The following is a 21,508-nucleotide window of genomic DNA, read 5'->3' as shown; positions in this document are numbered from 1 at the left end:
AAGACACCCGCGAGGAACGCCTTGTGACCCCCTCCCTCCTGGTCCCCTTCTACGAACACCCGGCCGAACGCCCCGACGCCTGGACCTCGGTGATCGAGGCGGCGCCGGCGCTCTACGGCGTCGTCCTGAACCCCGCCGACGGCGCCGGGCAGGCCCCCGACCCCGCCTTCGCCGCCGTCGCCGGACGGCTCCGCGAGGCCGGGGTGCGGGTGCTCGGCTACACCGACACCGCCTACGGCCGCCGGGCGCACGGCGAGGTCGTGGCCGAACTGCTGCGCCACCGCGACTGGTACGGGGCCGACGGAGCCTTCCTGGACCAGGTGCCGACCGGCCCCGAGGCCCTGGCGCACTACCGGCGCCTCGGCATCGCCGCGCGGGCGGCCGGCGCCCGGACGGTCGTCCTCAACCACGGCGCCCACCCCGACCGCGGATACGCCGACGTCGCCGACCTGCTGGTCACCTTCGAGGGCCCCTGGGACCTCTACCGCACGCTCGACCTGCCCGTCGCCGACCACTACTGCCACCTCGTCTACGCCGCCCCGGCGGACGCCCTGCCGACGACCCGCGTCCACTGCGCGGTCCCGGGCGCGGGGGCCCACCCGTGGGGCACCCTCCCGCACCTCCTGGAGCCCGCCCGATGAGGCGCCCGCCGGTCCTCCTCGCCGTCCTGCTGCTCCTGGTGACGGCCTGCACGAGCGCGCCGGACGACGGCCGCCCGTCCGCCCGGGACGACGGCCGCCCGTCCGCACGCTGGCAGCCGAAGCCCGGCCTCGCCTGGCAGTGGCAGCTCAGCGGCCGCCTCGACCCGGCCGTCGACGTCCCCGTGTACGACATCGACGGCTTCGACCACCCGGCGGCCACCGTGCGGGACCTGCGCACGCGCGGCCGGAAGGTGATCTGCTACCTCTCCACCGGCGCCTGGGAGGACTTCCGCCCCGACGCGGCGGAGTTCCCCGCGTCCCTGCTCGGCGAGGGCAACGGCTGGAAGGGCGAACGCTGGCTCGACATCCGCCGCACGGACCTGCTCGCCCCGCTGATGGCCGAACGCCTCGACATGTGCCGGGCGAAGGGCTTCGACGCGGTCGAACCGGACAACATGGACGGCTACGAGAACCGCACCGGTTTCCCCCTGACCGCCGCCGATCAGCTCCGCTACAACCGCCTGATCGCGAAACTGGCCCACGACCGCGGCCTGGCGGTGGGCCTGAAGAACGACCTGGACCAGATCCCGGAGCTCCTCGCGGACTTCGACTTCGCGGTCAACGAACAGTGCGCGCAGTACGACGAGTGCGACCGGCTGACCCCGTTCGTGAAGGCCGGCAAGGCGGTCTTCCACGTGGAGTACGAGGTGGAGGTGGACGCCTTCTGCCCGAAGGCCCGGCAGCTCGGTCTCAGTTCGATGCGGAAGAGGTACGAGCTGGGGGTGTGGCGCGAGGCGTGCTGAGGGTTCCGGCGGGGGTCACGACGGAGCGGGTCGCACGGCGTCCGCCCGGCCGCTCGGCGCCCGCGCCGGAGGCCGTCCTTCCGCCGGTCGCGAAGTGATCAGAGCACGCCCAGCGTCAGCCCCATCAGCGCCACCGTCCCCGCCACCTCCTCCACCGCCCCGAACACGTCCCCGGTCACCCCTCCGAACCTCCGCACGCACCGCCGCAGCAGCCACGCCGCCACCCCCAGGCCCGCCCCCGCGGCCAGGACGTGGCGGAGGGCGTCGTACGGGGAGAACAGCGCGCCGGCGCCGGCGCAGGCCAGCAGGACGAGGGCCGTGGTCAGGGCCGCGGGGCGGGGCGGGACGGTGGAGGCGACCATCGCGCCCAGGCCCTCGGGGCGGGCCGCCGGTATGCCGGTGCGGGAGGCGTGGGTGAGGGCGAGGCGGGCGACGGTCGCGGCGAGCGCGGCCGCCACCGCGCCCTGGGCCCAGCCCTCCCCGTACAGCCGGTACAAGGCGGCGACCTGGGCGAACAGGACGAAGAGCAGCACGATCACACCGAACGGCCCGATGTCGGACTGCTTCATGATCCGCAGCGCGTCCTCGGCCGGCTTCGCGCTGCCCAGGCCGTCGGCCGTGTCCGCGAGCCCGTCCAGGTGCAGGCCGCGCGTCATGAGGGAGGGGACCGCCGCCGAGACGACGGCCGCGAGCAGGGGGCCCGAGCCGAGCAGCAGGAACGCTCCGCCGAGCGCGGCGGAGCAGAGACCGACCACGAGCCCGGCGAGCGGTGCCCAGAGCATGCCGGCGCGCGCCGTCTCCCGGTCCCAGCGGGTGATGCGGGTGGGAAGCACCGTCAGGGTGCCGAAGGCGAAACGCAGGCCGTCCATCGGGGCAGCGTAGAACAGCGCCGCACCTTGTAAATTGCGCATGACGTGCATATCGCGCATACCGGAAGCAGGTGGCATGGGTCACTGGTTCTCACGCAACATCGTCGAGCCCGGCAAGCTTCCCCTGCTCATCGCCCTCACCTCCTTCGTGGTGACCTTCGTGGCGACCCGGATCGTCACCCGCATGATCCGGGCGGGGAAGGGGCCGTTCGGCAACGTCTCCTCCGGCGGGCTCCACATCCACCACGTCGTGCCCGGCGTCGTCCTCACCGTCGCCGGGGGCTTCGGCGCCGTCGCCTGCGGCCGGTACGGCGCCGCCGCCGTCGTGTTCGCCGTCGTCTTCGGGATCGGGGCGGGACTCGTCCTCGACGAGTTCGCCCTGATCCTCCATCTCGACGACGTCTACTGGAGCGATCAGGGGCGCAAGAGCGTGGAGGTGGTCGTCCTGACGGCCGCTCTGGTGGTCCTGGTCCTCGGCGGGTTCTCGCCGCTCGGTGTCGACGACCTGACCGCCGACGAGCGCCAGAACCGGGGCGCCTTCATCCTCAGCCTCGCGGTGAACTTCCTCTTCGTCCTCGTCGCCCTGATGAAGGGGAAGTTCCGGATGGCCGTCATCGGCACCCTGGTGCCGTTCGTCGCGTTCTTCGGCGCGGTACGGCTCGCCCGCCCCGGCTCCTGGTGGTCACGCAAGGCCTACACCCGCCGCCCCAAGGCCCGCGCCCGCTCCCGGCTGCGCACCTACCGGCACGACCGGCGCTGGGACAAGGTGCGGCGCAAGGGTCAGGACCTGATCGGGGGCTTCCAGGAGCGGGTGCCGGGACGCGGCTCCGACTCGTCCTGACGGCGCTCCCGCCACGCTCCGAGCGCCACGATCACGAGCACGGCCGCGATCGCCGCAAGGTGTTCCTTGCCCGCGAGGTTCTCCTTGACCAGCACCTCCACCACCATGGCGACGATCACGAGGGCCCCGGTCCACCACGCCCGGTAGCGCCAGCACACGAAGACCGCGAGCCCGACCACCGCCGCCGACGGGCCGGTGTCGACGACCCGCGCGTCCGAGGCCGGCAGCCCGAGCGGGGAGTCCGGGCCGAGGGCGATGCCGATCCGCGCGTACAGCGTCCCGGCCAGGGTCGCCGTGTAGGCCAGGGCGAGCGTGCGCCGCCGTCCCAGGCAGATCTCGGCGATGCCGAAGACGAGCAGGATCTGCGCGAGCGCCCCCCACACCGGCAGGTCGAGGGCGGGGACGAAGAGCGAGAGGGGGGTGCGCGCCAGGGCGAGCCACAGCGGGTCCTCGGCGCGCACCGAACCGATGTCCTGCACCGGCTGGTAGCCCCAGTGCTGGTTCTGCGTCAGCTGGAAGAGCGCCGTGAGGCAGACCGCGGCCAGGGTCATCGGGGCCGCCCGCCACCTCCGGGTGACGAGCGCCGTCCGGACGGCGGTGTACAGCGGCCCCCACTCGCGGCGGGCGAAGCGCCGCGGGGCGGGACTCACCGCCGGCCCTCCAGGTGCTTGCGGCGCACCCTCCCCCAGCCTCCGGCCGGGGGGACCCCCAGGAGGCCGGGCGCCTCCAGGAAACCTTCGGCGCGGCCTGCCGCGAGGCCGATGCGCAGCAGGTCGGCGCTCTTTTCGAAGAGCATGAAGCGGGGCTCCCAGATCGGTCGGTACTTGGCGTTGGCGCGGTACAGCGACTCGATCTGCCACCAGCGGGAGAAGAAGCTGAGCAGCGAACGCCACATCCGCAGCACGGGTCCCGCCCCGAGCCTCGAGCCACGTTCGAAGACGGAGCGGAACATCGCGAAGTTCAGTGAGACCTGGGTGATCCCGATCTCCTGGGCGCGCTGCAGGAGTTCGATGACCATGAACTCCATCAGGCCGTTCTCGGCGTCCCGGTCCCGGCGCATCAGGTCGAGCGAGAGGCCCTTCGGGCCCCAGGGGACGAAGGAGAGCACCGCCCGCAGTTCGCCGGCGCCCTTCTCCGCGCCGCTGTCCCTGCACTCCAGCATCACGCACCGGCCGTCGCGGGGGTCCCCGAGGCGGCCGAGCGCCATCGAGAAGCCCCGCTCGGTGGCCCCGTCGCGCCAGTCGTCGGCCTTGCGGAGCAGCGCGTCCATCTCGTCGGCCGGGATGTCCTCGTGGCGCCGGATCCGGACCTCGTACCCGGCCCGCTTGACCCGGTTGAACGCCTGGCGGACCGTTCGCATGGCCCGGCCGTCCAGGGTGAACTCGGCGGTGTCCACGATCGCCTCGTCGCCCAGCTCCAGCGCGTCCAGGCCGTGCCGGGCGTAGATCGTGCCGGCCTCCTCGCTCGCGCCCATGACGGCGGGGATCCAGCCGTGCTCCCGGGCCTCGGCCAGCCACGGTTCGATCGCGCCGGGCCAGGCCTCCGGGTCGCCGATGGGGTCGCCCGAGGCGAGCGAGACGCCGCCGACGACCCGGTAGGCGACGGCGGCCTTCGCGCTGGGGGACCAGACGACGCTCTTCTCGCGGCGCAGTGCGAAGTAGCCGAGCGAGTCCCGGTCGCCGTGCTTGTCGAGCAGGGCGCGCAGCTTGTCCTCGTCGTCCTCGGTGAGCGGGTCGACGGCGCGGCGGGAGCGGAAGGCGGCGAAGAGCACGGCGAACAGCAGCAGCGTCGACAGGACGTTGATGGTGACGTCGACCCAGCCGGGCGGGGCGATCCCGTCGAAGCGGGAGCCGTCGGAGGCCAGGGTGACGAGCCGCATGACGCCGTACCGCCAGCGTTCCAGGAAGGTCGAGTCGGAGGGGGAGGTGTCGGTGACGGTGACCAGGACCGCGGCGAGCAGCGAGGTGACCAGGAGGCCGCCGGCCGCCACCGCCGCGGCCAGCAGCGGGTTGGACCGGTCGCCCTTGGCGTAGAACTCCTTGCGCCCGAGCAGCAGCGCGAGCACGAAGGCCGCGGTGAGGACCAGGGACACCCAGTTCTGGGCGTGCTGCCGGATCTCCGGGAAGATCATCGCGAAGGCGAAGAGGAGCAGGAAGAGCCCGCTGAGGACGATGTTGAGGATCCACGCGGCCCGTTTGCGCCGCCGCATCGTGATCGCCAGGAAGAGCGTGAAGACGCCCGAGGCGAAGCCCGCGGTCAGCATGTACGGGGTGAAGTAGTCGTCCGTGTTGTGCCGGCGGAGGTCCTGGCCGAGCGAGAACCAGACGGCGCTCAGGAAGTTGACGAACGTGACGGCGCGCAGATACCAGACCGCGAACCCGGCAGCCCGCCGCGATCGGGCGGTTCCCCCGGGCGCTCCTTCGATGGACAAACGGACCTCTCCCATGAAAAGCGATCATATGGGGCATCGCTCGTCATGCTCGGTCGCCGGACGCGGCCGTCCGCGCGTGGCGGACGGGCCGTGTCCGGTGCCGTGATCGGTCTCAGTTCTCCTCGTCCGCGGTGCCCGCCGCGGGCTGGTCCGGAATGGTCAGTTCCGGCTGCTCGGGCAGCTCGGCGGCCAGTGCGGCCGCGGCCTGGACGAGGGGAAGAGCGAGCAACGCCCCGGTTCCCTCGCCCACAGTGACGCCGTGGTCGAGCAAAGGGTTGAGCGCCATCCGGTCCAGCGCCTTGGACTGCGCCGGCTCCCCGCTCACCTGACCGGCCAGCCACCAGTCCGGCGCCCGGAACGCCGCCCGCTGCGCCACCAGCGCACAGGCCGCCCCCACCACACCGTCCAGGATCACCGGCATCCGCCGCACCGCGCTCTGCAGCAGGAACCCGGTCATCGCCGCCAGGTCCGCCCCGCCCACCGCGGCGAGCAGCTCGACCTGGTCGCCCAGGACCGGCCGGGCCCGCCGCAGGGCGTCCCGCACCGCCGCGCACTTGCGCATCCACGCCAGATCGTCGATGCCCGCGCCGCCACGGCCGGTGACCACCGAGGCGTCCGTGCCGCACAGCGCCGCGACCAGCGTGGCCGCCGGGGTCGTCCCCCCGACGCTGAGGTCTCCGAGGACGACCAGGTCCGTGCCCGAGTCGGCCTCCTCGTCGGCGATCGCCACACCGAGAGCGACGGCCGCGGCCGCCTCCTCGGCGGTCAGCGCGTTCTCCACGTCGATCCGGCCGCTGCCGCGCCTCACCCGGTGCCGTACCACCTCGGCGGGCAGCAGCTCCGGGTCGCAGTCCAGCGCCGCGTCCACCACCCGCACCGGCACGTCCGCCCTGCGGGCGAGGACCGCCACCGGGCTCGCGCCGTCGAGCACCGCGCGGACCAGCTCGTACGCGGTCCCGGCCGGACGGCCCGACACCCCGAGCGAGGCCACCCCGTGATCCCCCGCGAAGAGCACCACCCGGGGCTGCTCGATCGCCCGTACCGTCACCGAACCCTGCGCCGCCGACAGCCACTCGCCCAGCTCGTCGAGCCGGCCGAGCGCGCCGGGCGGCACGATCAGCCGCTCCCGGCGCTCCTCGGCGTCACGCCGTATCCCCCCGTCGGGGCGCTCGATCAGATCGGAGAAGTCGTCCAGGTTCAAGGCTCTTCCTCGTGACGTCGGCGGTGGCCATCGGTGATCGCACCCTACCCGCGCAGCACCAGGGCCTGTCCCGCGGCGACGAGGAGCACCTGCTCGCACTCGTCCCCGAAGGCCGCGTTCAACCGGCCGAGCTCGTCCCGGAAGCGGCGCCCCGACGCGGTGGCCGGCACGACACCCGAGCCCACCTCGTTCGTCACGGCCACGACCGTACGAGAGGTCGCCCGCACCGCCGCCACCAACTCCGCGATCCGCTTCCGCAGCTCCTGCTGCCCGCCGTGCTCCCACCGCTCGTCGTCCCAGGCCTCCGCCCGGTCCATGGCGTCCGTCAGCCACAGGGACAGACAGTCGATCAGCAGCGGCGGGCCCTCCTCCTCCAGGAGGGGCGCGAGGTCGCAGGTCTCCACCGTCCGCCAGGAGTGCGGCCGCCGCTCCCGGTGCAGGTGCACCCGCTGCGCCCACTCCGGATCCCCCTCGCGCCGGCCGCCGGTCGCCACGTACACCACGTCGGGGAACGACTCCAGACGCCGCTCCGCCTCCACCGACTTGCCCGAACGGGCCCCGCCGGTCACCAGCGTGCGGCGCGGCACCTCGGGCACCTCGTGGTACTCGCCGACGTAGAGGGTCGTCCCGTCCGGCACCGCCCGCGCGCCGGCCGCCGCGAGCCTCCGGTCCAGCTCGGCCCCCGAGGGCACGTCGTGGTCCAGGTGCACGGCGACGACCTCGGTGCGCGCCGTCACCGCCCCGGTCGCCCGCAGCCTGGCCAGCGCGTCGGGCCGGCCGGTGACGTCCGCGACGACCATGTCGTACGCGGTCCCGTGGTCCTCCGGCAGCCCGGAGGGGGCGCCGCCGGGCGGCAGGTACAGCAGCCGTTCGCCGTCCAGGGACGTCACCTCGTACCCCGTGCCGGGCGAGTCCATCGGGACCGCCCGCACCCGGTGCCCGCTGATCAGCGTCAACTCCCGTCCGTCCGGCACCCTCCCCGCCGCGGGCAGCCCGGCCGGCACCTCCACGGCCGGTCCGTCGTGCGGATGCGTCAGCAGCACCTGCCGTACGCCGACGAGCGAATGCCCGGACCGGGCGGCGGCCAGCGCGGCCCCCGGCGTCAGATCGAGCAGCAGCGCCCCGTCCACGAGCAAGGCGGTGGCCGCCCGCGCCAGCGGGCCACGGGCGGTCGCGCACACGGCGCAAGGGCAGTCGGGGCGGGGCAGCCCGAGGGGGGCGCCGGTGCCGAGCAGAGTCAGTTCCACCCCCTGATCCTCCCGCGTCACCCCGAAGGGTGCGCGCCCGGCTACGCTGCGGGCAGGAAACCGATCATCCGGTGAGCCCAGGAGGCGGACATGGCATGGACGTGGCGGTTCGAGAAGTCCGACGGCACGGAGGTCCAGCCGGCGTTGACGCCGGAGGAGTTCACCACTCAGGGAGACGCCGAGTCCTGGCTCGGTGAGTACTGGAAGGACCTCCTCGAGGGCGGCGCGGACCAGGTCACCCTCTCCGAGGACGGTACGAAGATCTACGGCCCGATGCCCTTGAACGCGGAGGGCTAGGGCCCACGGGGGGCGGGGCCACGGGTACGAACGCCCCGCCCCTCGACGCCCGGCCCCCGGCCGCGCGGGGGAACCCCCGCTCTAACCCCTGACCCCGCACAGGTGCAGCAGCGCCGCGACCCGGCGGTACGGTTCCGTCCGGCCCGCGCGGTCCTCCGCGGCCAGGAGGCGTTCCAGCTCCTCGGCGGCCGGCAGTCCCACCTCGCCCGGCAGACCGTCGGTGAAGACCCGCACGCCGTACCAGGCGTGCAGCGGCGCCGCGATCCCCGCGAGCGTCGACGTCAGCGCGTCGAGCCGGTCGGCGCGCACCTTCAGCCCGTTGTGGTCGGTGTACACGTCCGACTCGAAGCCGGTCAGCGCGCCCGTCCAGTCCCCGGCGAGCCCCGGCCGCATGGCCAGCGCCTCCGCGTTCCGTACGACCAGGGACAGCAGGCCCCCGGGCGCCAGCATCCGGGCCAGGCCGGCCAGGAGCGCGTCCGGTGCGTCCGCGTACATGAGGACGCCGTGGCAGAGCACGACGTCGAAGCTGCCCGGCAGGAAGTGCACCCCGGTCTCGCGGCCGTCGCCCTCGACCAGCCGGACCCGCTCACGGATCCCGGCCGGTTCGGTGGCCAGCGCGTCACGGGCGGCCTTGAGCAGCTCCGGATCGGCCTCCAGGCCGGTCACGGTGTGCCCGGCCCTGGCCAGCCGGAGCGCCTGGGTGCCTTGGCCCATGCCCGCGTCCAGGATCCGCAGCCGCTGCCCCACGGGGTAGCGGGCGGCTATCTGCTCGTCGAGCTGGCGCGCGATCAACTCCTGCCGGACGGTCTCGCGCAGACCCCCGTGGCCGGCCGGCCACGGGGAGACGGCGGGCAGCAGGGGGCCGCCGGTGCCGGATCCGGAGCTTTCGCCGCTCAGGGCCGCTCTCCGCGCTTGACCTGCGGCTTCGGCAGCCGCAGTCGGCGCATCTGGAGCGTGCGCATCAGGCCGTAGGCCACGGCGCCGCGCTTGGACTCGTTCGGGAAGCGCTCGTTCAGCTGCTTCCTCAGCCGCAGCCAGATGCCGATCGAGTCGATGACGATCATGACGATCACACCGAGCCAGAGCAGCAGGGAGATGTTCTGCAGCGACGGGACGCGGATCATCGACAGGACGAGGATCACCACGGCCATCGGCAGGAAGAACTCCGCGATGGCGAAGCGCGAGTCGACGAAGTCGCGCACGAAGCGGCGGACCGGACCCTTGTCTCGGGCCGGCAGATAACGCTCGTCACCGCTGGCCAGCGCCTCGCGCTGACGAGCCAGGTCGGAGCGGCGCGCTTCGCGCTGGCGCTTGGCGGCCTCCTTGCGGTCGGTCGGCACCGTCGCGGCACGACGGCGCTGGGTCTGCGCGTCGCTCCGCTTCGGGGTCGGGCGGCCCTTGGGGGCCTGCGGGTCGCGGGGCTGCTTGGAGAGGTCCGCCGTCACCTGATCGGTGGGGGCCTTCTCTTCCTTGGAACGGCTACGGAACACAAAACCCAAGGGTACGTGGTGGGAAGCATGGACCCCAGCCCCGCCGGGAACGATCCGCTAACGGGCTGCGTCTGTGGGGGTACGTACGGCACGACATGCGCGGGTTTCCCTGAGAGCCGTCTACACCCTGGGCCGGAGAGGGCCCGCCCGCAGTCGTCCTTGGGGAGGAGCACATCCGGCCCCGAACAGTGCGGTAATGGAGACAGGGACCGTACTGTGGATCCTGTTGGAGTGCTTGAGCCGAGTCCGTCAGAAGGGGGCGCGCGAAGCCCATGAGCGGTGTCATGAAGCGTATGGGGATGATCTTCCGCGCGAAGGCAAACAAGGCCCTTGACCGGGCCGAGGATCCGCGCGAGACCCTCGATTACTCCTACCAGAAACAGCTGGAGCTGCTGCAGAAGGTCCGCCGGGGCGTCGCCGACGTGGCGACCTCCCGCAAGCGCCTCGAACTGCAGCTGAACCAGCTCCAGGGCCAGTCCGCCAAGCTGGAGGACCAGGGCCGCAAGGCGCTGGCGCTCGGCCGCGAGGACCTGGCCCGCGAGGCGCTGTCCCGCCGGGCGGCCCTCCAGCAGCAGGTGAGCGACCTCGAGGTGCAGCACCAGACGCTGCAGGGCGAGGAGGAGAAGCTCACCCTGGCCGCGCAGCGACTGCAGGCCAAGGTCGACGCCTTCCGCACGAAGAAGGAGACCATCAAGGCGACCTACACGGCGGCACAGGCGCAGACCCGGATCGCCGAGTCCTTCTCCGGTATCTCGGAGGAGATGAGCGACGTCGGCGTGGCGATCCAGCGCGCCGAGGACAAGACGGCCCAGCTCCAGGCCCGGGCCGGGGCGATCGACGAGCTGCTCGCCTCGGGCGCGCTCGACGACCAGTCCGGACTGGCGAAGGACGACATCCAGGCGGAGCTGGACCGGCTGTCGGGCGGCACGGACGTCGAGCTGGAGCTCCAGCGGATGAAGGCGGAGCTGGCGGGAGGCTCCTCGGCCTCGCAGCAGGCGATCGAGGGAGGCGCCGGGGCCACCGCCCCGCAGGACCAGCAGCAGTCCCACCCCCGCTTCGACAAGCAGTGACGAGTCGCGGCCAACGAGCCCTGTAAGGAAGGCGCGTCATGATCGTACGGATCATGGGGGAGGGCCAGTGGAAGCTGGCCGACAGCCACTTCGCCGAGCTGAACAGACTCGACGACGAGCTGCTGGCCGAGATGGAGTCGGGTGACGGTTCGGGCTTCCGGCGCACCCTCTCCGCTCTCCTCGACGCGGTGCGCACCCTCGGCGACCCCCTCGCCGACGACGCCCTCGAACCGTCCGAGCTGATCCTGCCGTCGCCGGACGCGACCCTCGAAGAGGTCCGCCAGATGCTCTCCGACGACGGCCTGATCCCCGGCTGACGCCGACGGCCGACGGCGGTCCGCTCCCGGGCCGGCGAGCCCGCCGCCCCGGGCGCCCGGCACTCCGACACCGACGGTGCCCCGTCCCCCTCGCCGGGGGGCGGGGCACCGGCGCGTCCCACCCCGTACCGTTGCCCGATGTGACCTCCCTCGACAGCGGGTTCTCGCGCGGCCGGCACTGGCTGCGGGCGCACCCCCTCGCCTTCGACGCCGGCCTCGCCCTGGCCGTGCTCGTGTGCATGGTCACCGGCTCCTTCGCCGACCCGCACGGCAGCCCCAACGGCCCGACCTTCGGCGACCGCACCCCCGACACCACCAGCGTGCTGCTCATGCTGCTCGCCGCCGCCGCGCTGGTCCTGCGCCGCCGCGAACCCCTCGGCGTCCTGGTCTTCACCGGCGCCGTCACCCTCGTCGAACTGATCGGTGACGACAACCCGGCCCCCGTCGCCATGGCCGCCGTCGTCGCGCTCTACACCGTCGCCGCCCGGACCGACCGCCCCACCACCTGGCGCGTCGGCCTCGCCACCATGGGCGTGCTGACCGGCGCTGCGATGCTCTTCGGGCCGACGCCCTGGTACGCCCAGGAGAACCTGGGCGTCTTCGCCTGGACGGGCATGGCCGCGGCCGCCGGGGACGCCGTCCGCAGCCGCCGCGCCTTCGTCGACGCCATCCGCGAGCGGGCCGAACGCGCCGAACGGACCCGCGAGGAGGAGGCCCGGCGCCGGGTCGCCGAGGAGCGCCTCCGGATCGCCCGCGACCTCCACGACGTCGTCGCCCACCACATCGCGCTGGTCAACGTCCAGGCCGGCGTCGCCGCCCACGTCATGGACAAGCGCCCCGACCAGGCCAAGGAAGCCCTCGCGCACGTGCGCGAGGCCAGCCGCTCCGCCCTGAACGAGCTGCGCGCCACCGTCGGTCTGCTGCGCCAGTCCGGCGACCCGGAGGCACCCACCGAGCCCGCCCCCGGCCTCGCCGTCCTCGACGAGCTGCTCGACACCTTCCGGCACGCCGGTCTTCCCGTCGAGGTGGCCCGCACCGACGACGGCGCCGCCCTGCCCTCGGCCGTCGACCTCGCCGCGTACCGGATCATCCAGGAGGCCCTGACCAACGTGCGCAAGCACGCGGGACCGGCGGCCAGGGCGGAGGTGAGCGTGGTGCGGGTCGGCAGGACCGTCGAGATCACCGTCCTCGACAACGGCACCCCCCAGCCCGCGGCGGCCGCCACGGACACCGGAGGCCACGGGCTGCTCGGCATGCGGGAGCGGGTCACCGCCCTCGGCGGCACCCTGACCGCCGCGCCCCGCTACGGCGGCGGCTTCCGCGTCCAGGCGATACTGCCCACCACGGCCCGTACGGGGGAGGACACATGACGATCCGGGTACTGCTCGCCGACGACCAGGCACTGCTCCGCAGCGCGTTCAGGGTGCTGGTGGACTCCGAGCCCGACATGGAGGTCGTCGCCGAGGCCGCCGACGGGGCCGAGGCCGTCGCCCTCGCACGCTCCGAGAAGGCCGACGTCGTCCTGATGGACATCCGGATGCCTGGTACGGACGGCCTGGCCGCCACCCGCATGATCACCGCCGACCCGGAGCTGTCCGCCGTCCGGATCGTCATGCTGACCACCTTCGAAGTCGACGAGTACGTCGTGCGGTCGCTCCGGGCCGGCGCCTCCGGCTTCCTCGGAAAGGGGGCGGAACCGGAGGAACTGCTCAACGCCATCCGGATCGCCGCCGCCGGCGAGGCGCTGCTCTCGCCCGTCGCGACCAAAGGGCTGATCGCCAGGTTCCTGGCACAGGGCGGGAGTTCGGACCCGGGAGACGGTGCGGAGCCGGCGTCGTACTCCGAGCGCCTGGCCGCCCTCACCACCCGCGAACGGGAGGTGCTCGTCCTCGTCGGCGGCGGCCACTCCAACGACGAGATCGCCGAGCGCCTCGAAGTCAGCCCTCTCACGGTCAAGACGCATGTCAACCGGACCATGGCCAAACTCGGTGCCCGCGACCGGGCCCAGCTGGTGGTCACGGCCTACGAGTCGGGTCTGGTACGTCCGAGGGTGGAGTGAAGGAGTACCCCGGCGTACTCCAGGCGCGGTATGCGCGGCATAAGGATTTGGGCCCGGGGGGCGAGGACCCGGCCCTTCTCATGGCTGATGGTGTAGGTCGGGCCTTCCTCCGCGCCCGCCGAGTGCGCCTCGGACCCGCCGAGCACGCCACAGAACCGCCGAGCACGCCACAGAAGAGAGACCCCATGTCCTGGCTGTCCAGATTCAGCCTCGCGCAACGGGCCCTGATAGGGCTGATGTCCATCGTCGCCATCGTCTTCGGAGCGATCGCGATACCGCAGCTGAAGCAGCAGCTGCTGCCCTCGATCGAACTTCCGATGGTCTCGGTGCTGGCCCCGTACCAGGGCGCGTCCCCCGACGTGGTCGAGAAGCAGGTGGTCGAGCCGCTCGAGAACACTCTGAAGGCCGTCGACGGCATCACGGGCATCACGTCCACCGCCTCCGAGGGCAACGCCGTCATCATGGCGACCTTCGACTACGGCGACGAGGGCACCAAGCAGCTCGTCGCCGACGTCCAGCAGGCCGTGAACCGGGCGCGCGTGGCGCTGCCGGACGGAGTCGACCCGCAGGTCGTCGCCGGCTCGACCGACGACATCCCGACGGTCGTCCTCGCCGTCACCTCGGACAAGGACCAGCAGGCGCTCGCCGACCAGCTGGAGCGGACCGTCGTCCCGGCCCTGGAGGACATCGACGGCGTCGGCCAGGTCTCCGTCGACGGCGTCCAGGACCTCCAGGTCTCCGTCACCCCCGACGACGCCAAGCTCGCCAAGGCCGGCCTCAGCGCCATGAAGCTCGCGGAGGCCATCCGCTCGGGCGGCGGCACCGTCCCGGCCGGCTCGTTCTCCGAGGCCGGCAAGAGCCGCACGGTCCAGGTGGGCGGCGGCTTCACCTCGCTCCAGCAGATCCAGGACCTGCGGATCAAGCCCGAGAAGGGCAAGGCGGTCCGCCTCGGCGACGTGGCGTCCGTGAAGCAGGAGGAGTCCTCGCGGGTCTCCATCACCCGTACCGACGGCAAGCCCAGCCTCGCCGTGATGGCCACGATGGACAACGACGGCAGCGCCGTCGCCATCTCCGAGGCGGTCCAGGACAAGCTCCCCGGGCTGCGCGAGGACCTCGGCGCGGGCGCCGAGCTGACCGTCGTCTCCGACCAGGGACCCGCCGTCTCCAAGTCGATCTCCGGTCTGACCACCGAGGGCGCGCTCGGCCTCGTCATGGCCGTCCTGGTGATCCTGGTCTTCCTCGCCTCGATCCGTTCCACCCTGGTCACCGCGGTCTCCATCCCGCTCTCGGTCGTCCTGGCCCTGATCGTGCTGTGGACCCGCGACCTGTCGCTCAACATGCTGACGCTGGGCGCCCTCACCATCGCCATCGGCCGGGTCGTCGACGACTCGATCGTGGTCCTGGAGAACATCAAGCGGCACCTCGGCTACGGCGAGGAGCGCCAGTCGGCGATCCTCACGGCGGTCCGCGAGGTCGCGGGCGCCGTGACCTCCTCCACGCTCACCACCGTCGCGGTCTTCCTCCCGATCGGTCTGGTCGGCGGCATGGTCGGCGAGCTGTTCGGCTCGTTCAGCCTGACCGTCACCGCGGCCCTGCTCGCCTCGCTCCTCGTCTCCCTCACCGTCGTCCCGGTCCTCTCGTACTGGTTCCTGCGCGCCCCCAAGGGCACGTCGGAGGACCCGGACGAGGCCCGGCGCCGCGCGGAGGAGAAGGAGGACCGGAGCCGGCTGCAGCGCCTGTACGTCCCGGTCCTGCGCTTCGCGACCCGGCGCCGTCTCACCAGCGTGGCGATCGCGATCGTGGTCCTGGTCGGCACCTTCGGCATGGCCCCGCTCCTTAAGACCAACTTCTTCGACCAGGGCGAGCAGGAGGTCCTGAGCATCAGGCAGGAGCTCGCTCCGGGCACCAGCCTCGCGGCGGCCGACGAGGCCGCGAAGAAGGTGGAGAAGGTCCTGTCCACCACCGACGGGGTGAAGGACTACCAGGTCACGGTCGGCTCCTCGGGCTTCATGGCCGCCTTCGGCGGCGGCACCGGCGCCAACCAGGCCTCGTACCAGGTCACGCTGGAGGACTCGGCGTCGTACGAGAAGACCCGTGACGCGATCGACGAGGCGCTGGGCGGCCTCGACGGCATCGGCGACACGACGATCGCGGCGGGCGACGGCTTCGGCAGCCAGGACCTGAGCGTGGTGGTCAAGGCATCCGACGCCGACACCCTGAGGAAGGCGTCCGAAGCGGTCAAGGCCGAGGTCGCCGAGCTCGACGACGTCACCGACGTCCAGAGCGACCTGTCGCAGTCCGTGCCGCGGATCTCCGTCAAGGCCAACGCGAAGGCGGCGGACCTCGGTTTCGACGACACGACCCTCGGCATGGCCGTCGCGCAGGCGGTCCGCGGCACCCCCGCCGGCAAGGCGATCCTCGACGAGACCGAGCGGGACGTCGTCCTCACCTCCGCGCGGCGGGCCACCACCATGGCCGAGCTCAAGGCGCTTCCGCTCGGACCGGTCAAGCTCGGCGACATCGCCGAGGTGAAGCTGGTCCCGGGTCCGGTCTCGATGACCCGGATCGACGGCTCGCGGGCCGCCACGATCACGGCCAAGCCCACCGGTGACAACACCGGAGCGGTGAGCACGGAGCTCCAGTCGAAGATCAGCGCGCTCGACCTCCCGGAGGGCGCGACCGCCTCCATCGGCGGAGTCTCCGAGGACCAGTCCGAGGCGTTCGCCAATCTGGGCCTGGCGATGCTCGCGGCGATCGCGATCGTCTTCATGCTCCTGGTGGCGACCTTCCGGTCGCTGATCCAGCCGCTGATCCTGCTGGTGTCGATCCCGTTCGCGGCGACCGGCGCGATCGGTCTGCTGGTGGTCACCGGCACCGCGATGGGCGTCCCGGCGATGATCGGCATGCTGATGCTGATCGGCATCGTGGTCACCAACGCGATCGTCCTGATCGATCTGATCAACCAGTACCGGGCCCAGGGCCTGGGGATCGTCGAGGCGGTCGTCGAGGGCGGCCGCCACCGACTGCGCCCGATCCTCATGACGGCTCTGGCGACGATCTTCGCCCTGCTCCCGATGGCGCTCGGCATCACGGGCGAGGGCGGCTTCATCGCCCAGCCGCTCGCGGTGGTCGTGATCGGCGGTCTGATCACCTCGACGCTGCTCACCCTGCTGCTCGTCCCGACGCTCTACGCGATGGTCGAGCTGCGCAAGGAGCGCCGCGCGAAGAGGAAGGCCGAGAAGAAGGCGAAGAAGGCCGCGAAGCGGGAGGGCTCCTCGGGCGACCCCGAGCAGCCGGACGTGACCCCCGGGGACGCGACCCTGCTCGACAAGCTCGACAAGCTGGACATCTGAGCCCGGCACGCACAAGGCCGAAGGGCGCCCCGCGGTTCGCGGGGCGCCCTTCGGCGGTGCCGTGCGGGATTCCGGTCCTCCACCGGCCGCTGCCGGGGACGCGGACGCGCGGGGGTTACGGCAGGGCGAGCATCCGCTCCAGGGCCAGCTTGGCGAAGCTCTCGGTCTCCTTGTCGACCTCGATGCGGTTGACCAGCTTGCCGTCGGCCAGCGACTCGAGCGCCCACACCAGGTGCGGCAGGTCGATCCGGTTCATCGTCGAGCAGAAGCAGACCGTCTTGTCGAGGAAGACGACCTCCTTGTCCGGGTGCGCGGCGGCGACGCGGCGAACCAGGTTCAGCTCCGTGCCGATGGCCCACTTCGAGCCGGCCGGGGCCGCCTCCAGGGTCTTGATGATGTACTCCGTGGAGCCGACGTAGTCGGCGGCCGCCACGACCTCGTGCTTGCACTCCGGGTGGACGAGGACGTTCACGCCCGGGATCCGCTCGCGCACGTCGTTCACCGAGTCCAGCGAGAACCGGCCGTGCACCGAGCAGTGACCCCGCCACAGGATCATCTTGGCGGCGCGCAGCTCCTCAACGGTCAGGCCGCCGTTGGGCTTGTGCGGGTTGTAGAGGACGCAGTCCTCCAGCGACATGCCCATCTCACGGACGGCGGTGTTGCGGCCCAGGTGCTGGTCGGGCAGGAAGAGCACCTTCTCGCCCTGCTCGAACGCCCAGTCGAGCGCGCGCTTGGCGTTGGACGAGGTGCAGATCGTGCCGCCGTGCTTGCCGGTGAAGGCCTTGATGTCGGCCGACGAGTTCATGTACGAGACGGGGACGACCTGCTCGGCGACGCCGGCCTCGGTCAGTACGTCCCAGCACTCCGCGACCTGTTCGGCGGTGGCCATGTCCGCCATCGAGCAGCCCGCCGCCAGGTCCGGCAGGACGACCTTCTGGTCGTCGGTGGTGAGGATGTCGGCGGACTCGGCCATGAAGTGCACACCGCAGAAGACGATGTACTCCGCCTCCGGGCGCGCGGCCGCGTCGCGGGCGAGCTTGAACGAGTCGCCGGTGACGTCCGCGAACTGGATGACCTCGTCGCGCTGGTAGTGATGGCCGAGGACGAAGACCTTGTCCCCGAGCTTCTCCTTCGCGGCGCGCGCACGCTCCACCAGGTCGGGGTCGGAGGGCGACGGCAGGTCGCCGGGGCACTCCACGCCGCGCTCGCTCCTGGGGTCGGCCTCGCGGCCGAGCAGCAGGAGGGCGAGCGGCGTCGGCTGGACGTCCAGGGGCTGGGCGGTGGTCACGTCACGCACCCTTTCTTGTCTGCGAGTCTGCGAGCGGGCCTTTTCGTCTAAATGACACTATCTATGATAACCGGTTCACGTCACTTTGACGATGTCCATAGTGTCGATGTGACGAAAGTCCGCGCCGCACCCCCTCTCCTGGTGCGTTCCGGTACCCGAGCCGGTGTGCGAGCATGAAGGGGAAAGACTCGGGCTCCAACCGGAATGAATCCGGGGCCCCGCCGGTTGCAACCGTCGGCAAGCAGTCTCCGTACAACCCGGGAGAGAAGCAGATGTCCGTATCGGACGAGAAGACCACTGTCAGCGACGGCATCCTCCTGTCTGACGCCGCCGCGGCCAAGGTCAAGGCCCTGCTCGACCAGGAAGGCCGCGACGATCTGGCTCTGCGCGTCGCCGTTCAGCCCGGCGGCTGCTCCGGCCTGCGTTACCAGCTCTTCTTCGACGAGCGTTCGCTCGACGGTGACGTCGTCAAGGACTTCGACGGCGTCAAGGTCGTCACCGACCGCATGAGCGCCCCCTACCTCGGCGGCGCCTCCATCGACTTCGTCGACACCATCGAGAAGCAGGGCTTCACCATCGACAACCCGAACGCCACGGGCTCCTGCGCCTGCGGCGACTCGTTCAGCTAAGCCCCCAGGGCGCCACACGCGCGAAGGCGGCCACCCGGTCATCCGGGCGGCCGCCTTCGCGCGTCCACCGGCCTCGCAGGGCCGCGAACCTACTTCCGGGGGACGGGCTCCCCGCTCGCCGCGTCCATGACCGACCGGGCACCGAGCGGCTGGGTGAGCGTCACCGTCTTCGTCACCTCCACCGCCATGGCGACGCACACCCGGTCCGGGTCGCTCGGCCGCTCGCTCACCCGCACCGAGACCTTGCCGGGCCCCTGGTCCGCCGAGACCGTGTAGGTGCTGCACACCCCGCCCCAGAAGGTGACCGCCAGCGCGGTGCCGGTGCTGTCGGTCCGGTACGACTCGATGCGGCGCGCGGGCGCCGTGCCCTCGTCGGGGGCGGGGGGCGCGGACGGCTTCACCGGCGGAGCCAGATGCTCCGGAGCCACCGCCGTCTGGACGACGGTGTAGGGCGTGCCGCCGCCCTGCGGCTCGACCCGGAAGAGCCACGACGGCACGAGCACCCGCTTCTCGTTCACGAACTGAGAGGCGAGACCGAAGACCGCGCCGGTCACGGACAGCTCCCGTGGCTCGGCGTCCGGCTCGCACGTCGCCGCCGGGCCGTCCGCCGTCGCCGGCGGGTCGCTGGCGCACCCGCCGATCCCGATCCGACCGCCGGCGGACGCCTTGTTCAGCTCCTCCAGCGCCCCGGTCGCCCCGAGCACCGGATAGGTGTCGTCCTTCGAGGGCTCCTTCAGGTGTCCGCTGCCCGCCACCGGCGTGCCGTCGGGGCCGATATGGATCCCGGTCGACCAGCCGTACGTCGGCAGCCCGCCCACGACCGGATCGGCGTTGACCACCCGTACCGACCCGTTCATCACCTGGGACGCGTCCACCGCGGCGTCGCTCTGCCCGATCGCCTTCAGGACGGGCGCGGCCGCGGCCTTCGCCGCCGCCTCGCTCACCGCAGTGCCGCCGCGCGGCGGCTTCGGCTCGCCCGGGGGCGGGCACGCCCTGCCCTTCAGGCAGGTGTCCCCGGCCGGCCCGCCGTCGTACCGCGAGACCGTCCAGCTGCCCGGGGCCTCGGCGGACACGTCGAGCCGCAGCCCCGACCCGTCCTTCTCCGGCGCGATCTTCCAGACCGCGCCCTCCAGCCTCGGGGCGCCCGCGATGCCGAGTGCCGTGGCCAGCCGGGTCACCTCCGCCGAGGTGACCCGGCCCTCGGGCCGGTGGACTGCGGCCGAGGAGGGCCCCTTGGGGAGTGGGCCCTTGGCCTTGTAGACGGCTCCGCCGTCGTTCGGGTCCGGCTCGCCGGGCGCGATGCCGGGGCCGTCGCCGCCGGTGCCGCCCTTGGCGTCGAGGTGCAGGGGCGGGGGAGGGGCGGAGCTGCTCCTCGTACCGCCGGCACCGCCGTCCGACGCCGTCGTGGCGACGTACACGCCGCCGCCGCCGATCAGCAGCACTCCCGCCGTCACCGAGGCGACCAACGGCGCCGTACGCTTCCGTCGCGGGTTCTCCGTACCGCTCACCGCATACTCCTTCGTCCCGCCGGAATCCTGTCGAAGACACCGATGGGACGGAAGAGGGGAGCGGCCGGTTCCGTCCTCAGCCGCCGTACTCGGACGTGGCGGCGATCAGCCGGGCCGAGGCGGGCGGGACGACGACACCGTGGATCAGCGAAGGGGAGACCGGATCGGCCGCCGCGGTCGCCGGGACCACCCAGTGCGGGGCCATCCGCGCGCTGTCGCCGCGCAGCTGGGCGAGGCTGAACTCGGACTCCTGATGCTCCCGGGGAGCGGGGTGCGTGGACATACGCGCACCGTACGCACGGTACGGCTTCGGTGAAAAGCCCTACTCTGGGGTAGTTTCCACTGTTCGGCAGGGGGGCCTCCGGCCCGGTAGCGTGAACTGTCAACGCCACTCCGTCCCGCAGGAGCGCCCAGCCGTGCGTATCGCAGTCACCGGCTCCATCGCCACCGACCACCTGATGACCTTCCCCGGCCGGTTCGCAGACCAGCTCGTCGCGGACCAGCTGCACACGGTCTCCCTCTCCTTCCTCGTCGACAACCTCGACATCCGCAGGGGAGGTGTCGGCCCGAACATCTGCTTCGGCATGGGCCAGCTCGGCGGCCACCCGATCCTGGTGGGAGCGGCCGGCTACGACTTCGACGAGTACCGCGCCTGGCTGGACCGCCACGGCGTCGACACCGGCTCCGTGCGGATCTCCGAGGTCCTGCACACCGCCCGGTTCGTCTGCACCACGGACAAGGACCACAACCAGATCGGCTCCTTCTACACCGGCGCCATGAGCGAGGCCCGGCAGATCGAGCTGAAGGCCGTCGCCGACCGGGTCGGCGGCCTGGACCTCGTGCTGATCGGCGCCGACGACCCCGAGGCGATGCTCCGCCACACCGAGGAGTGCAAGACGCGCGGCATCGCCTTCGCCGCCGACTTCTCGCAGCAGATCGCCCGCATGGACGGCGCCGAGATCCGCACCCTCCTCGACGGCGCGACCTACCTCTTCTCCAACGAGTACGAGAAGGGCCTCATCGAGTCGAAGACGGGCTGGAGCGACGACGAGATCCTCGGCCGCGTCGGCCACCGGGTCACCACCCTCGGGTCGCGCGGCGTGCGCATCGAGCGCGCGGGCGAGCCGGTCATCGAGGTCGGCTGCCCGGAGGAGGACGCCAAGGTCGACCCGACCGGCGTCGGCGACGCGTTCCGCGCCGGCTTCCTCACCGGCCTGTCCTGGGGCGTCGGCCTGGAGCGCGCGGCCCAGGTCGGCTGCATGCTCGCCACGCTGGTGATCGAGACCCTCGGCACCCAGGAGTACACGCTGCGCCGCGCCAACTTCATGGAGCGGTTCGTCAAGGCGTACGGCCACGAGGCCGGCGCCGAGGTCCAGGCGCACCTGGCCTGAGCCGGAGGGCTCCGGCCCCGCCGCGGGGCCCGCACCACGCGGGCCCCTCGGCGCCACCACGCCCTGCGGCGCC

Annotated in this window: 21 protein-coding genes; 11 read left to right on the top strand and 10 right to left on the bottom strand. The window is 72.3% G+C overall.

Annotation, left to right across the window (positions count from 1 at the left end; all coding sequences use genetic code 11):
- Window positions 1–23 precede the first annotated feature (23 nt).
- Both AB0K65_RS22160 and AB0K65_RS22155 read left to right on the top strand, forming a co-directional pair.
- Window positions 24–641 carry a spherulation-specific family 4 protein gene (locus AB0K65_RS22160; protein WP_365719051.1) on the top strand — a complete coding sequence of 206 codons (618 nt, stop codon included), beginning with the start codon at window positions 24–26 and terminating at the stop codon, window positions 639–641.
- The gene (locus tag AB0K65_RS22155) at window positions 638–1,444 is read left to right on the top strand and encodes an endo alpha-1,4 polygalactosaminidase (RefSeq protein ID WP_365719049.1); all 807 of its coding nucleotides are present in this window, start codon (window positions 638–640) and stop codon (window positions 1,442–1,444) included. The genes AB0K65_RS22160 and AB0K65_RS22155 overlap by 4 nt, the downstream gene beginning before the upstream one ends.
- Window positions 1,445–1,542: 98 nt before the next feature.
- Here the strand turns inward: AB0K65_RS22155 and cobS are convergent, their stop codons facing one another.
- On the bottom strand, window positions 1,543–2,364 hold the full coding sequence (gene cobS / locus AB0K65_RS22150) for an adenosylcobinamide-GDP ribazoletransferase (RefSeq protein ID WP_365719096.1): 822 nt from the start codon (window positions 2,362–2,364) through the stop codon (window positions 1,543–1,545).
- 25 nt (window positions 2,365–2,389) lie between these two features.
- Here cobS and AB0K65_RS22145 point away from each other — a divergent pair, with 25 nt between their 5' ends.
- Window positions 2,390–3,154, top strand: coding sequence for a hypothetical protein (locus tag AB0K65_RS22145; protein WP_365719047.1), 765 nt, complete (start codon window positions 2,390–2,392; stop codon window positions 3,152–3,154).
- On the opposite strand, the gene AB0K65_RS22140 is transcribed toward AB0K65_RS22145, so the two are convergent.
- The 4 genes from AB0K65_RS22140 to AB0K65_RS22125 form a co-directional block, all read right to left on the bottom strand.
- Complete coding sequence (locus AB0K65_RS22140; RefSeq protein WP_365719045.1) at window positions 3,094–3,804, bottom strand: hypothetical protein; 711 nt, start codon at window positions 3,802–3,804, stop codon at window positions 3,094–3,096. The genes AB0K65_RS22145 and AB0K65_RS22140 overlap by 61 nt on opposite strands.
- Entirely contained in the window at window positions 3,801–5,600 is a 1,800-nt protein-coding gene (locus AB0K65_RS22135; protein WP_365719043.1) for a phosphatidylglycerol lysyltransferase domain-containing protein, read from the bottom strand. Before AB0K65_RS22135 ends, AB0K65_RS22140 begins: the two co-directional genes overlap by 4 nt.
- Before the next feature lie 97 nt (window positions 5,601–5,697).
- Window positions 5,698–6,786: a nicotinate-nucleotide--dimethylbenzimidazole phosphoribosyltransferase gene (cobT, locus tag AB0K65_RS22130; protein ID WP_365719041.1), complete on the bottom strand. Its 1,089-nt coding sequence runs from the start codon at window positions 6,784–6,786 to the stop codon at window positions 5,698–5,700.
- Between the two features lie 44 nt (window positions 6,787–6,830).
- Window positions 6,831–8,033: a bifunctional adenosylcobinamide kinase/adenosylcobinamide-phosphate guanylyltransferase gene (locus tag AB0K65_RS22125; protein ID WP_365719039.1), complete on the bottom strand. Its 1,203-nt coding sequence runs from the start codon at window positions 8,031–8,033 to the stop codon at window positions 6,831–6,833.
- Window positions 8,034–8,123: 90 nt separating this feature from the next.
- Here AB0K65_RS22125 and AB0K65_RS22120 point away from each other — a divergent pair, with 90 nt between their 5' ends.
- Entirely contained in the window at window positions 8,124–8,330 is a 207-nt protein-coding gene (locus AB0K65_RS22120; RefSeq protein ID WP_365719037.1) for a hypothetical protein, read from the top strand.
- A gap of 81 nt (window positions 8,331–8,411) precedes the next feature.
- Here the strand turns inward: AB0K65_RS22120 and AB0K65_RS22115 are convergent, their stop codons facing one another.
- Window positions 8,412–9,188 carry a methyltransferase domain-containing protein gene (locus AB0K65_RS22115; RefSeq protein WP_365719094.1) on the bottom strand — a complete coding sequence of 259 codons (777 nt, stop codon included), beginning with the start codon at window positions 9,186–9,188 and terminating at the stop codon, window positions 8,412–8,414.
- Between the two features lie 35 nt (window positions 9,189–9,223).
- A complete protein-coding gene (locus tag AB0K65_RS22110) occupies window positions 9,224–9,820 on the bottom strand; it encodes a DUF3043 domain-containing protein (RefSeq protein ID WP_365719035.1) in 597 nt (198 codons plus the stop codon).
- A 272-nt stretch (window positions 9,821–10,092) separates the two neighbouring features.
- On the opposite strand from AB0K65_RS22110, the gene AB0K65_RS22105 reads away from it, so the two are divergent.
- From AB0K65_RS22105 to AB0K65_RS22085, 5 genes are all read left to right on the top strand, one after another.
- The gene (locus AB0K65_RS22105; RefSeq protein ID WP_365719033.1) at window positions 10,093–10,890 is read left to right on the top strand and encodes a PspA/IM30 family protein; all 798 of its coding nucleotides are present in this window, start codon (window positions 10,093–10,095) and stop codon (window positions 10,888–10,890) included.
- Window positions 10,891–10,928: 38 nt separating this feature from the next.
- On the top strand, window positions 10,929–11,207 hold the full coding sequence (locus AB0K65_RS22100) for a hypothetical protein (RefSeq protein WP_365719031.1): 279 nt from the start codon (window positions 10,929–10,931) through the stop codon (window positions 11,205–11,207).
- A gap of 140 nt (window positions 11,208–11,347) precedes the next feature.
- Window positions 11,348–12,577 carry a sensor histidine kinase gene (locus AB0K65_RS22095; protein WP_365719029.1) on the top strand — a complete coding sequence of 410 codons (1,230 nt, stop codon included), beginning with the start codon at window positions 11,348–11,350 and terminating at the stop codon, window positions 12,575–12,577.
- Entirely contained in the window at window positions 12,574–13,266 is a 693-nt protein-coding gene (locus AB0K65_RS22090) for a response regulator transcription factor (RefSeq protein ID WP_365719027.1), read from the top strand. Before AB0K65_RS22095 ends, AB0K65_RS22090 begins: the two co-directional genes overlap by 4 nt.
- Window positions 13,267–13,451: 185 nt before the next feature.
- The gene (locus AB0K65_RS22085; RefSeq protein WP_365719025.1) at window positions 13,452–16,619 is read left to right on the top strand and encodes an efflux RND transporter permease subunit; all 3,168 of its coding nucleotides are present in this window, start codon (window positions 13,452–13,454) and stop codon (window positions 16,617–16,619) included.
- A gap of 115 nt (window positions 16,620–16,734) precedes the next feature.
- Here the strand turns inward: AB0K65_RS22085 and nadA are convergent, their stop codons facing one another.
- The gene (nadA, locus tag AB0K65_RS22080; RefSeq protein WP_365719023.1) at window positions 16,735–17,916 is read right to left on the bottom strand and encodes a quinolinate synthase NadA; all 1,182 of its coding nucleotides are present in this window, start codon (window positions 17,914–17,916) and stop codon (window positions 16,735–16,737) included.
- A 263-nt stretch (window positions 17,917–18,179) separates the two neighbouring features.
- On the opposite strand from nadA, the gene AB0K65_RS22075 reads away from it, so the two are divergent.
- Window positions 18,180–18,536 carry an iron-sulfur cluster assembly accessory protein gene (locus AB0K65_RS22075; protein ID WP_018848827.1) on the top strand — a complete coding sequence of 119 codons (357 nt, stop codon included), beginning with the start codon at window positions 18,180–18,182 and terminating at the stop codon, window positions 18,534–18,536.
- Between the two features lie 89 nt (window positions 18,537–18,625).
- Here AB0K65_RS22075 and AB0K65_RS22070 read toward each other — a convergent pair whose 3' ends face one another.
- Window positions 18,626–20,044, bottom strand: coding sequence for a hypothetical protein (locus AB0K65_RS22070; protein WP_365719021.1), 1,419 nt, complete (start codon window positions 20,042–20,044; stop codon window positions 18,626–18,628).
- A 76-nt stretch (window positions 20,045–20,120) separates the two neighbouring features.
- Window positions 20,121–20,327, bottom strand: coding sequence for a hypothetical protein (locus AB0K65_RS22065; RefSeq protein ID WP_365719019.1), 207 nt, complete (start codon window positions 20,325–20,327; stop codon window positions 20,121–20,123).
- Between the two features lie 133 nt (window positions 20,328–20,460).
- Between AB0K65_RS22065 and AB0K65_RS22060 the strand changes: the two genes are divergently transcribed.
- The gene (locus AB0K65_RS22060) at window positions 20,461–21,435 is read left to right on the top strand and encodes a carbohydrate kinase family protein (RefSeq protein ID WP_365719017.1); all 975 of its coding nucleotides are present in this window, start codon (window positions 20,461–20,463) and stop codon (window positions 21,433–21,435) included.
- Window positions 21,436–21,508: the final 73 nt, after the last annotated feature.

This window comes from Streptomyces sp. NPDC053755 (assembly GCF_040677675.1).
In the GTDB taxonomy this organism is placed as follows: Bacteria; Actinomycetota; Actinomycetes; order Streptomycetales; family Streptomycetaceae; genus Streptomyces.
The sequence above is the reverse complement of the archived record's forward strand: the minus strand, read 5'-3'. Positions and strand labels throughout refer to the sequence as shown.

Excerpts from the sequence above, each read along its gene's own strand:
- AB0K65_RS22155 (WP_365719049.1), top strand. The coding sequence starts at position 638 with ATGAGGCGCCCGCCGGTCCTCCTCGCCGTCCTGCTGCTCCTGGTGACG.
- cobS (WP_365719096.1), bottom strand. The coding sequence starts at position 2,364 with ATGCACGTCATGCGCAATTTACAAGGTGCGGCGCTGTTCTACGCTGCC.
- AB0K65_RS22145 (WP_365719047.1), top strand. The coding sequence starts at position 2,390 with ATGGGTCACTGGTTCTCACGCAACATCGTCGAGCCCGGCAAGCTTCCC.
- AB0K65_RS22135 (WP_365719043.1), bottom strand. The coding sequence starts at position 5,600 with ATGGGAGAGGTCCGTTTGTCCATCGAAGGAGCGCCCGGGGGAACCGCC.
- AB0K65_RS22120 (WP_365719037.1), top strand. The coding sequence starts at position 8,124 with ATGGCATGGACGTGGCGGTTCGAGAAGTCCGACGGCACGGAGGTCCAG.
- AB0K65_RS22105 (WP_365719033.1), top strand. The coding sequence starts at position 10,093 with ATGAGCGGTGTCATGAAGCGTATGGGGATGATCTTCCGCGCGAAGGCA.
- AB0K65_RS22100 (WP_365719031.1), top strand. The coding sequence starts at position 10,929 with ATGATCGTACGGATCATGGGGGAGGGCCAGTGGAAGCTGGCCGACAGC.
- AB0K65_RS22090 (WP_365719027.1), top strand. The coding sequence starts at position 12,574 with ATGACGATCCGGGTACTGCTCGCCGACGACCAGGCACTGCTCCGCAGC.
- AB0K65_RS22085 (WP_365719025.1), top strand. The coding sequence starts at position 13,452 with ATGTCCTGGCTGTCCAGATTCAGCCTCGCGCAACGGGCCCTGATAGGG.
- AB0K65_RS22075 (WP_018848827.1), top strand. The coding sequence starts at position 18,180 with ATGTCCGTATCGGACGAGAAGACCACTGTCAGCGACGGCATCCTCCTG.
- AB0K65_RS22065 (WP_365719019.1), bottom strand. The coding sequence starts at position 20,327 with ATGTCCACGCACCCCGCTCCCCGGGAGCATCAGGAGTCCGAGTTCAGC.